Source organism: Bacillus sp. GZB, from assembly GCF_001975995.1.
Classification (GTDB): domain Bacteria; phylum Bacillota; class Bacilli; order Bacillales; family Bacillaceae; genus Bacillus; species Bacillus velezensis.
Genome location: NZ_MTQG01000010.1, coordinates 577,465 through 591,329, shown reverse-complemented (window position 1 = coordinate 591,329; position 13,865 = coordinate 577,465). Strand labels below are relative to the sequence as shown.

Sequence of the window (13,865 nt, the reverse complement as noted above, 5' to 3'; positions counted from 1 at the left end):
CTTTTTAAGATCACTCTTCAGACCGGTTAATTAAGGACGTTATTCATTTGTTTCACCATCACAAATAAAAGGATAAATATAAGAGCATTATAACCGGCGGCTGTCCAAAAATAATGGCTCCAATCAGTACTGTTAAATATCCAATCATCATCATGTTTCAACTGAAAGAAAGTTCCTTTTTTATCTAAAGTGCCAAATGTAAGAGTTGTTAACCCGCCAGCACTCTTGGAAACGTCAACTCCATACATTGAACCGGCATGATCAGTATGATTTATTGGCATATACGTATAATCAGATAAAATTGTTTCCGCCAGCTTGGTTGGCAGAGACACATATAATACAGCCGATGTATCGCCTCCGAGCCCACTCAAATACTCCCTGGCTTTAATAAATTTCGTTTCATCAGGAAAATCTATGTGATATAGCTTTTCAAATCTGATTATTTCATCAGATGTAAGATTGGTATTTTGATAATACTCCGGAGTAAAAGCGCAAATGATAAAGTACCAAATATTAAAGATGATAACGAAACTGCTTACAAATAGTACAATGAACCATTTTAATAATTTCTTCACTTATTCACCTCTTAATCTTTAAAAATTATATCATAATTTTGAATAGAAAAATAAAACAAGCGAACGTTCACCTTTAACGTTCGCTTGCTTTGCAAAATATGTCATGTAAATTAAAACGGGTAAGGATTCAGCCATTGCCCCCCGTCCATTGTGATACAATCCCCGTTTATATAGGATGCTTCATCGGATAGCAAAAACGCTGCCAAAGCGGCGATTTCCTCCGGTGTCCCCAGACGGCCGAGCGGTACACTGTTCATAGTGCGGGACACGGCTTTTTCCGATTCGAACAGCTTTTCCGCACCGCCTGTCCGTTCAATCGGGCCGGGGGCTATCGCGTTTGTCCGGATGCCGTATTTGCTCCCCCATTCAACGGCCAGCGTTCTTGTCAGTGACAATACCCCCGCTTTGGCTGCAGCGGAATGAACGACACCCGCTCCCGCTCCCCATGCGTATGTAGCGGCCATATTTAAGATGACGCCCTTCTGCTCCTGCTCGATCCAATGCCTTGCCGCGGCTTGGCTGCAGAAAAATGTGCCGTTTAAAACAATCTCAATAACAGCTTTCCATCCATTGGGCGTCAGCTTCTCTGCCGGGCAAATAAAATTGCCGGCCGCATTGTTAATCAGCGCATCGAGCCGGCCAAAGACTTTTTTCGCTTCTGTAATCATGTCTGAAGCGGCGGAATCAGAACGGACATCCATTTGAAAACAGGCGACCTGCCCCTCAAAGGTCTCAATTTCTTTTTTTGTTTCCTCAAGTGCTTCACGGTTCCTCCCTGTCACCATGACATGCCATCCTAATTCAGCCTGTTTTTTCGCCATTGCTTTTCCCATGCCGCTTGAACCGCCTGTAATGATTACCGCTTTCTTATCCATAACAAACCCACCCCTTATATTGAATGAATAATCATTCATAATCTTATCATAGATGTCTTTCCGCGTCATTACATGCTGAGAAGGGATTTTTCAGCCAAGCTGATGATATAATAGAACAACTCTGACAAAGGTTGGTTTTACAGATGGAGAAAATGACTAGAAGAACATTTTTAAAAAGAGGATTCGGCATTTTGGGTGCAACTCTCGCAACGGCTTGCGGAGGTTACGGCTATGCCCGGTATATTGAACCGCGCATGATTGAGATCACCCGTCATACAATCACCAACCGCCTGATCCCCAGCGGCTTTGACAATTTTAAAATCGTTCAATTCAGCGATACGCATCTCAGTGATGTGTTTACACCCGGTGACTTGAATAAAGCAGCGGAAAAGATCAATCAGCTGAAACCCGATCTGCTCATCTTTACGGGAGATTTAATTGATAAGCCGCATTTATTTAATGATCATCAGCATGCACTCGCCGTGCTGCAAAATCTGGAAGCTCCCTTCGGCAAACTTTGTGTTTACGGAAACCATGACCACGGAGGCTACGGTACGAACACGTACAAGGCTCTGATGGAAGCTGCTGATTTTCAAGTGCTTCGAAATGGCTACCGTCAGGTGCAGCTGACAGACGGAAGCCGGATTGAACTCGCGTTTTTGGATGATGTAATGCTCGGAAAACCCGATTATGAAAGCACCCTGTCCCGCCTTTCCGAAGATACGTTTTCCATTTTAATCGTCCACGAGCCTGATGCCGCTCTCAAGATCGGCGGATATCCCGTAAACCTCCAGCTGTCGGGACACACTCACGGCGGCCAGGTCCAGCTCCCGTTTTTCGGCCCTCTCATTACGCCTCCATACGGAAAAACGTATACCGACGGCATGTATACGCTGCATGACACAGCCGTTTACGTCAATCGCGGGCTCGGTACGACAAGACTGCCGTATCGATTTTTAGCCAGACCGGAAATCACGCTGTTCACATTGAAAACCGAACAAAAATAAGACTTTTATCCTGATGCACAGACACCCCCTCCGTAATATGTATATGGAAAAGAGCAAAAAGGAGGGTGATGAAACTGCTGACATATCAAGTGAAACAAGGAGAAACCATCTCAAGCATTGCGCAAGACTTCAGAATAAGCACTGCTGCTCTCCTTCAGGCAAATCCCTCAATCCAATCGGTCATATACGCGGGACAGCATATTATCATACCGAATCTTCCCGATCCATCCACCATTCCCTACTCCATCATCGTGTATATCGGAGCGAAAAAACTGGAGTTATACCGCCTTGGCAGGCTCATCCGTACGTACCCCATCGCAGTCGGAAAAATATTGACGACCACGCCGACCGGAGAATTTTACATCGTGAACCGCCAGCCTAAGCCCGGCGGCCCGTTCGGCGCTTATTGGCTCAGCCTCTCTAAAATTCATTACGGCATTCACGGAACAAATAATCCTTCCTCCATCGGCAAAGCGGTATCAAAAGGATGCATCCGGATGTATAATCAGGACGTCACTGAACTTGCCGCTACCGTTCCTAATGGAACAAGAGTGACTATTATAAGATAGAAAGATCTTTATTTGTTAATGGAACGAGCTGATGATAATATATTACAGTGGGACCTTTAGGGTAAGGAGCGTGTTTATGGATATATTTAAAAATCGCAATTTTGTCCGTCTCTTTTTCGCAGCACTCGCTTCTCAAATGGGAACGACTGTAGGTAATATGGCTTTCGCTTTTTACTTGCTGGACCATTTTTCAAACCAGCCGGCATACACGACTTTGGCTGAGCTGATGTATTCACTGCCGACAGTTTTCGTATTTCTGATTGTCGGTGTCGCAGCTGACCGGCTTGACAGAAAAAAGGTCGCAGAGAATTGTGACTGGATCAGAGCCGGACTGACGATCGTATTGTTTGCCGCATTATACACCGGGAGCATCCCTCTCGTGTTCTGTATTTTGTTCATCAGAAGCGCCGTGACCAAGTTCTTTTTCCCGGCGGAAGCCAGCCTTGTACAAGCTATTCTGCCTAAGGAGCATTACGCGAAAGCGGCGGGACTTAACCAGATCCTGTTCAGCATCTTCATGGTATTCGGCGTCGGTATAGGCGCGTTTATGTATAAAACGATCGGTATTCACGGAGCCATTATCCTTGATTTTGTCAGCTTTATTGTATCAGGCTTTCTGATCCGCGCCTGCCGCATTCCGAAAGAAGCCCGTCAGCCGAACGGCCCTTTTAAATGGGGAGATTCGTTTCTGAAAGACTCGGTCGCTGATTTTAAGGAAGGGATCGTATATATTGTTAAAAACAAATTGCTTGCTTCCCTTATTTTCGGCTTTTTTATCTTTGGTTTTGTCAACGGCGGCTTTGCCGTACTGCCGATGTTTACGATGAAATACGGACTTGCGCCTGATCATTACGAATCACATACTTCCATCTTCACCGTCGCACTCGGCTTCGGCCTGCTTGCAGGAAGTGTGATCGGAACGATGATCGCAAAAAAAGTCAAACCGCATCATTTGATGTCGATTCCTATTTTGGCAGCCGGACTGCTCATTTTTGTCCTCGGCTATACGGATAAGCTGTGGATTTATTATGCGGCGGCTTTCGTCCTCGGCATCTGCATCGGCCCTGTCAATATCGCCATCGGCGGCTGGATGCCGAAAATCGTTCATCCGAAAATAATGGGCCGGGTCAGCGGCTGGCAGGATCCTTTTATGATGTTTGCCCAATCGATTACACTCGGACTGGTCGCCCTGTTATTTCCGAAATTCGTTACCAATATTGATTACCTTTATTACGGCATGGGAATCGTGATTTTAGCGGTATTTGTGTTCTATTTTATCGCTCTTCCGAAATACAGCGCCGAGGCAGCAGAGGTCGATGTGCAGCAATCATTAAAGGCTGATTCCGAAAAACATGCGAATCCTGTCTAATAAAGGAAAAAGATGCGCCCTTTTCATCAGAAAAAGGCGTATTTTTATAATCAATATTTGCATTTCAACGCTAAAAAAGTATAATCTATATATGAACTTGATCAATGCAAAGGAGAGAAATAATGGACGACCACGCTTATTCGAAAGAGCTGCAGCCAACCATCGAGAATCTTTCAAAAGCTGTTTATACTGTGAACCGCCATGCAAAAACCGCCCCCAACCCTAAATACCTTTATCTGCTGAAAAAACGGGCATTACAAAAGCTTGTGAAAGAAGGCAAAGGGAAAAAAATAGGGCTTCACTTTTCAAATAATCCCAGGTTTAGCCAACAGCAGTCAGACGTACTTATCTCTATCGGAGACTACTATTTTCACATGCCTCCAACAAAAGAAGACTTCCAGCATCTTCCGCATTTAGGTACGTTAAATCAATCGTACCGCAATCCTAAAGCACAAATGTCTTTGACAAAAGCGAAAAACGTATTGCAAAAATATGTGGGCTTAAAGGAAAAACCGCTTGCCGCCAACAGGCAGCAGCCCGCTTATCATAAACCCGTATTTAAAAAACTTGGTGAGAGTTATTTTTAATTCCGCCGCAAAAAAGCCGATGCGTCATGCATCGGCTTTTTTCTATTCAATCACGTACGTATCCACTTTTTTAATGAGCTCGCTGATTTCAGGCTTGCTGATCTGTTCATCCGCTCCGACTACTTCGCCCCGGTGGCGCAGGTCGTCCGTAATCAGGGACGAGAAAATCATAATCGGCACATCAGAGCTTTGCGGGTTATCCTTAAGGAGCTTCGTCAAACGATGCCCGTCCATTTTCGGCATCTCAATGTCACTGATAATCATGTCAATATGGTCTGACAGGTTTTCTCCGTTATCCGTCAGTTCCACGACGTAATCATACGCTTCTTTTCCGTTTTCAAACGTAACGATTTCACTGTACCCCGCCTCAGTCAGCTCATCCGTCAAAAGACGCATCAGAAGCGGCGAATCTTCAACGATGATCAGTTTTTTACCCGCCCGTCTTTCATCAAATCCTTCCTGATGGACATGATAAGTCTCAACTCCCGATGCCGATTCAATATCGTAAATGATCTTTTCATAATCGGGCAGAAAGATCATCGTGTCTTCCAGTTTGATGATTCCCGTTAAATGCCGCTCCATGCCCTGGTTCAGGGAAGTCGGCTTTTCAATCGCCTCCCAGGACACCCTGTGGATTTGTGAAACGGAACCGACGTGAAAGACGATTTTCCGTTTGTTGAATTCCGTTACGATATATTTATCGTCTTTTGCTCCTTCGGCATCAACGCCGAAAAAGGAATACAGACTGATGACGGGAAGAATTTCGCCTCTCAGCTTAATCATCCCTTCTACGTCTTTATGAGACTGAGGCACAGATGTGACCTCTACCGGCTGAATGATTTCCCGGACTTTCATCACATTTATGCCAAATGTATTGACGCCTACTTCAAATTTGACGATTTCTAATTCGTTTGTGCCTGAATCCAATAAAATATCGTATTGTTGTAAAGACAATTCAATCCCTCGCTATCCGCATTCAGTATTGTACTGTATATATCGGCTGGAAACGGAAAAAGTGAATGTATTCGGTCCAACTGGCCATGAACTCTTTATAAAAAAATGCTTTTTTCTGATATCCCATTGACTTTTTGACATCGAGTGGTAAAATAGTCAAGGATTTTTCAGGAAGAAGGGTGTAATAAATGGGTACAGTAGTCATATTCGACCAAGATCAAATGACGGTGTTAGAAGATATCAGCAAAACGGCTTACCTGCAAATGAAAAAAGAGGCGAAAGAGCATCCCGACAAGCCCGCCCCATACATCTTATGGCGGGAAGACGTCAGCTTTGAATACGGGTATTAATGACATTCGCCACATATCACAATAGATAGATCATGATACAATGAAGACAATCATTTCAGCTGGTTGTCTTATTTTTTTCTGAAAGAAGGTATGTTTTCACATATCGGACATATACTCGGGATAGTTCAATAAAAAGATGACAAATGCTCAGCTAGTGGTAAAATAGGATAAACTCAATATATAGTATAAGGTGATGAATTATGGAACATTTGCTTAATCCGAATGTAAAAGAAATTGAAATTTCAGGAATTCGCAAATTCTCAAATCTTGTAGCTCAGCACGACAATGTCATTTCGCTTACGATCGGTCAGCCGGATTTCTTCACGCCGCACCATGTCAAAGCGGCTGCCAAAAAGGCAATCGACGAGAACGCAACGGCATATACTCCGAATGCGGGCGGCCTTGAGCTGAGACAGGCCGTACAGCTTTATATGAAGAAAAAAGCTGATTTGAATTATGAAGCTGAAACTGAAATCATCGTCACAACCGGGGCAAGCCAAGCGATTGACGCGTCTTTGCGGACGATTTTATCTCCGGGCGATGAAGTTATTCTCCCCGGACCGATATATCCGGGTTACGAACCGATCATCCGCATGTCGGGCGCCGTTCCGGTCCATGTGGATACGACGACACACGGATTTAAGCTGACGGCGCGGCTCATTGAAGAATCGCTGACACCAAAAACAAAATGCGTCATTCTTCCTTATCCGTCAAATCCGACCGGAGTGACATTGTCTGAGGAAGAGCTGCAAAACATCGCAGCCGTCCTGAAGGGCAGAAATGTTTTTGTCCTGTCTGATGAGATTTACAGCGAATTAACCTATGACAGACCGCATTATTCGATCGCGTCTTATTTGAGAGACCAGACGATCGTCATCAACGGCCTGTCAAAATCACACAGCATGACGGGCTGGAGAATCGGTTTCATTTTCGCACCGAAAGAAATTGCCAAGCACATCTTAAAGGTTCACCAATACAGTGTGACATGCGCGTCTTCAATCTCTCAGAAAGCGGCTCTTGAAGCGGTGACAAACGGTGTTGATGATGCGCTTATTATGAGAGAACAGTATAAAAAGCGGCTTGACTATGTATATGACCGTCTAGTTTCAATGGGGCTTGACGTCGTAAAGCCGTCAGGCGCATTTTATATCTTCCCTTCCATTAAGTCATTCGGAATGTCATCGTTTGATTTTAGTATGGCTCTTTTAGAGGATGCAGGTGTGGCTCTTGTGCCCGGCAGCTCGTTTTCAAAGTTGGGTGAAGGGTATGTGAGGCTGTCATTCGCATATTCACTGGATACATTGAGAGAAGGCTTGGACCGGCTGGAAGCATTTATTTTAAAAACGAGAGAATCCATGCAGACTATTTAAACAACGGCATAACGCCGTTGTTTTTTATTGTTTCGGGAATGTAATATGAAAGGCCGTGCCTCTATCCGGTTTGCTGTCTACTTGGATGGCTCCCTGATGGTTTTTAATAAGGTTGAATGTGACCATCAGCCCCAGGCCGGTTCCTTTTTCTTTCGTTGTCAAAAACGGTTCGCCTATTCGTTTCAGCACGTTTTCCGGTATCCCGTCACCCTCGTCTTTCACCGTCACATTAACAGAATACTCATCTTCTGTCATAAGAATGTGAACCGTTCCCCCATCCGGCATCGACTCAACGGCATTTTTAATCAGATTGATAAACACCTGTTTCAGCTGATTTTGATCACCGTTAATATACATGCTGTCATGTTCGTAATCCGTTTTGATAAAAATCCCTTTAAGATTTGCCTGCGTCTCTAAAAGAGCGGTCACTTCACTTATAATTTTCTTTAAGTTTACACGCTCTTTCACGGCGTTTTGCTGAGGTTTGGCAAGCATTAAAAGCTCACTTAAAATTAATTCGATTCTGCTCAGTTCAGAAAACACAATTTCAAAGTAATGTTCGTTTTCCCCCATCGTCGGCTTCATGAGCTGTAAAAATCCTTTGATCGCCGTCAGCGGATTGCGGATTTCGTGAGCGATTCCCGCCGCCAGCTGCCCTGCGATAGACAGCTTCTCCGACTTCAGCATTAATTCCTCCGTCTGCTTCCGCTCAGAAATATCACGCAGAATGACCTGCACGGCCGTTTCTCCGAAAAACGTCGTCGGAATGCAGACCATTTCCGTGTAGATCAGCCGGTTTTTAAAGGTAAACCACGATTGCTTAATAATTTCTGACTCGGTCTTTCGGTTGATAATATTTTGGATCCGCTGTTTCACGCCGTCATGATCACAGGGATGAAGCTGATCATAGACGTTTTTCCCAATTAAATCTTCATATGTTTCAGCCTCAAACAGCGAAATGCCCGACTCATTCATGAATACCCATTTATCATTGTGAATCACGGCGATCGTGTCAATTGAATTCTGAATGAGGAGCTGATAACGCTCTCTGCTTTTTTGCAGAATCGTTTGGAATTTTTTCCGTGAAGAAATATCAATCAGAAGCAGCAATTCCGCCCGCTGATTTTTATATGTCGTCGGTGCCGCCTTCACTTCTAAATGAACGGGCGTGCCGTCGAGCCTTCTCCACGTCTGTTCGATCATTCCGACTTCCATTCCTTTTTGCATCCGCACAATTCGGTTTTTCACAATGTCGTGATACTCTTCTTCAATAAACTCATAAGAGCGCCTGCCGATTACCTCGTCTTTGCTTTCGGCTCCCAGCATGGCAAGCATCGCGTTGTTGGCGTAGGCGATTGTGCCGTTGATGCTGACATATAAAGGATTCGGCAGCATTTCGACAAGACGCTCGAATTCGCCGTTTCCAACCGCATCTTCCGACTGTTGTTCTGCCTGTTGCTTCTTTTGTTCATACATATAAGGCCGGCGGGGCGTCTTCTCCTCAAGCACCTTGATTTTGAGGATGATTTCCCGATCCGTCCCCTCCATTTGCGGTGTGACAATTTCCACACCCGCTTCAAGCCATACGATGGTATGATCTTTTTTAATAAGACGAAAGGTGCAAGGCATCAAATGATGCTCATTATAGAAGTAACTTTCAACCAAAAATTGATCTTCTTCATGCAGGAACGTTTTGAGAAATGACCCGATCATCTCTTCCTGAGAATAACTGAAGTACGATTTGCAGTTTGCAGAAATATACATAATACGCCCGTTAGACGTCAAAACGGCATGAAGATCGGTTTTCGATTGAAACTGTTTGACATGCTGAGTATCCTGTTCCACAGAATCCCTCCTTTGCATTATACTCGCACTGCAGGCTGGACACGGACTGATATAAAAAGAAATTCCACTAGATTGATTCGCTAAAAAATAAGCATTCTCCTTCTATTCTTATTGTGAACGTCAATTTTCCTGAATGAAAGAAAGGGCGCACGAGATGTTCGGCCGCCCTTTCATTTGTTATTTTTTATTGTATTTCTTTTCAAGTTCTTTGTAAGCGTCAATTGCTCCCTTGGCAATGTTTTTGCTTACATGATCTTTATCATTTCGAACAGACGGAACGACGACGCTGAATGCCACTCTTGGATGTTCTGACGGATAATAGCCGACAAAGGTCAGGTTATACGTGTACTTCCCCCACCAGTTTTTGTTCGTGCCGTAATAGTGCGTCTCCGCGGTTCCCGTTTTTCCGGAAACATCAGCGCCGGAACCTTGGAATGTTGAATAAGCCGTTCCTTGAGGTGAGCTTGTGACCAATTTCATTCCTTTATGAACTTGGTCAAAATCGCTCGGACTGTTATTTACTTTGTTCAAAATTTTAATATCTCGCTGTTCAATCGCTTTTCCAATCTTATTTTTGCTGTCCGGTTCATGAATGCTTGTGACGATCCGCGGCTGGACGCGATACCCGCCATTTGCGATGGCTGAAATATATTGAGCCATTTGAAGCGGCGTATATGTATCAAATTGTCCGATCGCAAAGTCAAGCAGCAATCCCCCGACCATTTGCGGATTTGACTGCATGCCCGCTGATTCCTGGGGAAGATCAATCCCGGTCTTCACACCCAAACCGAATTGGGCGTAGTAGTTGCGCATTTTTTTAATATCGTCTAATCCGGCAGGCAGCGTGCCGTACGGCCTGTAGGTAATGCCGGCGATATGCATGGCCACATGAAACATATACACGTTTGAACTTCTTTGCAGCGCGGTCAGCTCAGTAATGGCTCCCATTTGTGTCCACGATTGTTTTCTCGTTTTGCCTTTAAATACAAGCGGTGCATCGACAAACGTTTTATAATGCGGGAGGCCGCTTTGGTAACCCGCGAGAACAGTCGCTCCTTTAACAGAAGAGCCCATCTCATATTGGGTCGTAAATGATCCGATCGCAAAATCCTGTATTTTATTTGTTTCGAGATCGATGCGTTTCCCCGCCATTGAGAGAATATCCCCGTTGTTCGGGTCCATCATGACGGCAAATCCTCTGTCAACCATATAGTTGCCTGCGGCGCGGCTTCTTCTCAGCTCTTTTTCAATGACTTTTTCGACTTTCGACTGTAATTCCATATCGAGCGAGAGCTGCAGATCGTAGCCTCTGCTGCCTTCATCGACGGGCTTTTGGCTGACGACTTCACCTTTGCTGTTTTCCACATACTCAACTTTTTCTTTATGCGCGTTTAGATAGTCTTCATACTGATATTCAATGTAGCTTTTACCCACCCGGTCATTCAGTGAGTAGCCTCTTGTGACATAATAATCTTTCCGTTCGCCCAACAATCCCTGTTCCGGTGTCGTCACACCGCCGAACAGAGAGTACAGCGTTTTGTCGTACGGATATTTTCGCGTCCAGTCATTGATCACGTCAATGCCGGGGAGCTCTTTCAGGTGCTCGGATACGACGGAAACTTCTTCATATGTCAGATCGCTTTTCGGTTTCTGTTTGTTGTTTTCATGTTCGTCAAGCAGTGACCCGCTGTTTCCGTTTCCGTTCAGCTTATTCGGGTCCATTGATTTGACGACTTGCGGCTGATAGGCGTTTCCGCTTGAAAAACGCGTATAAATCGCCGCGACTTCCAGCTCTTTTTTATTTTTTTTGATCGCGTCAATCTCCTGCTTTGGGACGCGTTCAATCTGGCGTTTGTATACTTCTTGCGGTTTCAGGCTGTTTTCTGAATCCTTCATAAGCTTTTCCGCCTTCTTCGGATGTGCGGCAAGCCAGTAATCAATGATATTTCGATCCTTCATAAATTCAGTATCAATATGAATCAGTGCGGCGAGATTTTTTGCCGTTTTCAATTTGTCCTTTGCCGAGGTTTTTGAGGTAGAAACGTATACAATTTCAGGCACAGCCTGGTTATCAACCGCCACTCTGTTCCGCTTGTCATACATTTTTCCCCGCGGTGTCGGATAATAGGCTGTTTTTGCATTTGCCTTCTCCGCATCCTGGCGGTGTTTATCCCCTTCGACAATCTGGACGATGCCGAGTTTAAAAATCAGTGCCGTAAAGAGAAGAAAAACAATCAAAAAATAGAGATTCATTCTCAGCGCTCTGTAACGTTTCGTTTTTTTCTTTGGTTCGCGCGCGACTTCAGCCACTTTCTGTTACACCTCTCAAATCATTGAATATATTTACATAAACAGATTTTAATTGTAACATTTTTGTAAAAGTTGTTACAGCAAAAACGGGTAAAAAAAACTGTCAAGATCAAATTATCTTAAAATATATCTAACACTTCAAATAATTTGAAGAGATGTAACGGATTTTAAAAAATAAATACAGATCGTTTTTCCCGGTATAGAGCTATTTTTCTGCGCTCAATTACAATTATGACAAGAGTTTGTTGTCAAAGGAAATGGCTGCCTGCATTATGACAAAAAAGCTGTGATAAGATTTTTCATGTAGAAAAAAACTTCTCTGGGAGGCTATTAACTATGAAAAAAGCATTTCTCTTATCTGCCGCCGCGGCAGTCAGTTTGATTACATTCGGAGGCATTCAGCAGGCATCTGCCAAAGAGCTGTCATGCCAGCACGTCGTTACTGTGAAAAAAGGAAACACTGTACAGCATCTGACTCTTCAAGAGGCTGTTGAAAAACTACATATGAAAACGAGCGTGAAAAAGCTGAACGTTAAAAATGAGAAAGAACTGACTCAGCTGCTGCAAAAACACGCAAAGCATTCTGATATGACAGTTAAAGACGTTCAAAAAGAAACACCGGCAAAAACGGCTCCGGCAGCTGCCGAAAAACCGAAAGCCGATCAAAACCAGACGGCTGACAATGCAAAGCAGACAGATAACACAAACAACAGCAGTGAGAAAACTCCTTCATCTGTCAGTGCGTATGAAAAGAAAGTCGTTGAATTGACAAACGCAGAGAGACAAAAGCAAGGCTTAAAACCTCTGCAGATTGATGAAAAATTAAGCAAATCCGCTCACGCAAAATCACAAGATATGAAAGACAAAAACTATTTTGATCACCAAAGCCCTACTTACGGCTCACCTTTCGATATGATGAAGTCTTTCGGAATCACTTATAAAACTGCCGGTGAAAATATCGCCAAAGGACAGCCGACTCCTGAAGCTGTCGTTAAAGCTTGGATGAACAGTGAAGGCCACAGAAAGAACATCATGAATCCTGAGTTCACTCAAATCGGTGTCGGTTATGTAGAATCAGGAAACATCTGGACACAGCAATTCATCGGAAAATAAATAATAAAAAAGATTGCCCCTGCAGGCAATCTTTTTTATTTCACCCAAAGCTTATAAATACTTTGAGTTCCGCTGTTTTCTTCTCCTTGCGCGGAAAGCTTGTCGTATAATGATTTGGCGAGCGCCAATCCGGGCATCTCTTCTCCCATGAGCTCCGCTTCTTCAAGGGCGATGCCCATGTCTTTAATAAAGTGTTTCACGTAGAATCCCGGCGCAAAATCGCCTTTCAGCATACGGGGGGCGAGATTTGACAATGACCAGCTGCCAGCCGCTCCGGTTGTAATGCTTTTCAGCACTTGTTCCGGGTTCAGACCGGATTTTTCAGCGTAAGCCATCGCTTCAGCCACTCCGACCATTCCCGCTGCAATCGCGATCTGATTGCACATTTTCGTATGCTGGCCGCTGCCAGCCGGCCCTTGATACTGAATGTTTTCCCCCATAACGGAGAAAAGCGGCAGGCATGCTTCAAACGCTTCTTTTTCTCCTCCGGCCATAATGGCAAGCGTTCCGTTCCTCGCGCCGATGTCTCCGCCGGAAACGGGTGCATCCAAGGCGTGAATGGACTTTTCTTTGGCCTGCTCCGCAATCTTTTTCGCCAGAGACGGTTTTGATGTCGTCATGTCAATGACAAACGCCCCTTCTTTTGCGTGGCGGAGAATGCCGTTTTCGCCGAGATAGATTTCCTCGACATCACTCGGGTAGCCGACCATGGTAATAATAATGTCAGCTTTCTCTGAAAGGTCTTTGACCGTCTCCTGCCAGACCGCTCCCTTATTCAGAATCTCTTCCGCTTTTTGTTTCGTACGCGTGTAGACTAAAACAGGATAGCCCGCTTCTAAAATGTGCGATGCCATACTGTTTCCCATGACGCCCAAACCGATAAATCCGACCGTTTTGTTCACTGCGCTTTCCTCCCCTGATGCGATTCATATATCACTCTT

Annotated in this window: 12 protein-coding genes and 1 pseudogene; 7 read left to right on the top strand and 6 right to left on the bottom strand. The window is 44.5% G+C overall.

What is annotated here, in order from left to right; translation table 11 throughout:
- Window positions 1-26 precede the first annotated feature (26 nt).
- Window positions 27-575 carry a hypothetical protein gene (locus tag BXO87_RS03365; protein ID WP_076851225.1) on the bottom strand — a complete coding sequence of 183 codons (549 nt, stop codon included), beginning with the start codon at window positions 573-575 and terminating at the stop codon, window positions 27-29.
- Window positions 576-685: 110 nt separating this feature from the next.
- On the bottom strand, window positions 686-1,450 hold the full coding sequence (gene fadH / locus BXO87_RS03360; RefSeq protein WP_076851224.1) for a 2,4-dienoyl-CoA reductase: 765 nt from the start codon (window positions 1,448-1,450) through the stop codon (window positions 686-688).
- 143 nt (window positions 1,451-1,593) lie between these two features.
- Between fadH and BXO87_RS03355 the strand changes: the two genes are divergently transcribed.
- The 4 genes from BXO87_RS03355 to BXO87_RS03340 all read left to right on the top strand — a co-directional run bounded on the left by BXO87_RS03355 (window position 1,594) and on the right by BXO87_RS03340 (window position 4,982).
- Complete coding sequence (locus tag BXO87_RS03355; RefSeq protein ID WP_076851223.1) at window positions 1,594-2,457, top strand: metallophosphoesterase; 864 nt, start codon at window positions 1,594-1,596, stop codon at window positions 2,455-2,457.
- Window positions 2,458-2,531: 74 nt separating this feature from the next.
- Window positions 2,532-3,026, top strand: a complete 495-nt coding sequence (locus tag BXO87_RS03350) for a L,D-transpeptidase family protein (protein ID WP_088462390.1) — start codon at window positions 2,532-2,534, stop codon at window positions 3,024-3,026.
- A 76-nt stretch (window positions 3,027-3,102) separates the two neighbouring features.
- Entirely contained in the window at window positions 3,103-4,395 is a 1,293-nt protein-coding gene (locus tag BXO87_RS03345) for an MFS transporter (protein ID WP_038457850.1), read from the top strand.
- Window positions 4,396-4,517: 122 nt separating this feature from the next.
- Window positions 4,518-4,982, top strand: a complete 465-nt coding sequence (locus BXO87_RS03340) for a YkyB family protein (protein ID WP_003154622.1) — start codon at window positions 4,518-4,520, stop codon at window positions 4,980-4,982.
- A 42-nt stretch (window positions 4,983-5,024) separates the two neighbouring features.
- Here the strand turns inward: BXO87_RS03340 and cheV are convergent, their stop codons facing one another.
- A complete protein-coding gene (cheV, locus tag BXO87_RS03335) occupies window positions 5,025-5,936 on the bottom strand; it encodes a chemotaxis protein CheV (RefSeq protein ID WP_038457848.1) in 912 nt (303 codons plus the stop codon).
- 188 nt (window positions 5,937-6,124) lie between these two features.
- On the opposite strand from cheV, the gene BXO87_RS20785 reads away from it, so the two are divergent.
- Both BXO87_RS20785 and BXO87_RS03325 read left to right on the top strand, forming a co-directional pair.
- A complete protein-coding gene (locus BXO87_RS20785; RefSeq protein ID WP_193427903.1) occupies window positions 6,125-6,286 on the top strand; it encodes a hypothetical protein in 162 nt (53 codons plus the stop codon).
- Between the two features lie 200 nt (window positions 6,287-6,486).
- Window positions 6,487-7,700, top strand: a pseudogene (locus BXO87_RS03325) (aminotransferase A).
- Here BXO87_RS03325 and BXO87_RS03320 read toward each other — a convergent pair.
- Together BXO87_RS03320 and BXO87_RS03315 are read right to left on the bottom strand one after the other, a co-directional pair.
- Complete coding sequence (locus BXO87_RS03320; protein ID WP_038457846.1) at window positions 7,681-9,501, bottom strand: PAS domain-containing protein; 1,821 nt, start codon at window positions 9,499-9,501, stop codon at window positions 7,681-7,683. The pseudogene BXO87_RS03325 and the gene BXO87_RS03320 overlap by 20 nt on opposite strands.
- Before the next feature lie 177 nt (window positions 9,502-9,678).
- Entirely contained in the window at window positions 9,679-11,811 is a 2,133-nt protein-coding gene (locus tag BXO87_RS03315; RefSeq protein ID WP_038457844.1) for a peptidoglycan D,D-transpeptidase FtsI family protein, read from the bottom strand.
- Between the two features lie 336 nt (window positions 11,812-12,147).
- Between BXO87_RS03315 and BXO87_RS03310 the strand changes: the two genes are divergently transcribed.
- Entirely contained in the window at window positions 12,148-12,924 is a 777-nt protein-coding gene (locus BXO87_RS03310; RefSeq protein WP_014417601.1) for a CAP domain-containing protein, read from the top strand.
- A gap of 35 nt (window positions 12,925-12,959) precedes the next feature.
- On the opposite strand, the gene BXO87_RS03305 is transcribed toward BXO87_RS03310, so the two are convergent.
- A complete protein-coding gene (locus tag BXO87_RS03305) occupies window positions 12,960-13,826 on the bottom strand; it encodes an NAD(P)-dependent oxidoreductase (RefSeq protein ID WP_015239752.1) in 867 nt (288 codons plus the stop codon).
- Window positions 13,827-13,865: the final 39 nt, after the last annotated feature.

What these genes read in the sequence shown, in the direction of transcription:
- BXO87_RS03355 (WP_076851223.1), top strand. Translation starts at nt 1,594, where the DNA reads ATGGAGAAAATGACTAGAAGAACATTTTTAAAAAGAGGATTCGGCATT.
- BXO87_RS20785 (WP_193427903.1), top strand. Translation starts at nt 6,125, where the DNA reads ATGGGTACAGTAGTCATATTCGACCAAGATCAAATGACGGTGTTAGAA.
- BXO87_RS03340 (WP_003154622.1), top strand. Translation starts at nt 4,518, where the DNA reads ATGGACGACCACGCTTATTCGAAAGAGCTGCAGCCAACCATCGAGAAT.
- BXO87_RS03345 (WP_038457850.1), top strand. Translation starts at nt 3,103, where the DNA reads ATGGATATATTTAAAAATCGCAATTTTGTCCGTCTCTTTTTCGCAGCA.
- BXO87_RS03310 (WP_014417601.1), top strand. Translation starts at nt 12,148, where the DNA reads ATGAAAAAAGCATTTCTCTTATCTGCCGCCGCGGCAGTCAGTTTGATT.
- fadH (WP_076851224.1), bottom strand. Translation starts at nt 1,450, where the DNA reads ATGGATAAGAAAGCGGTAATCATTACAGGCGGTTCAAGCGGCATGGGA.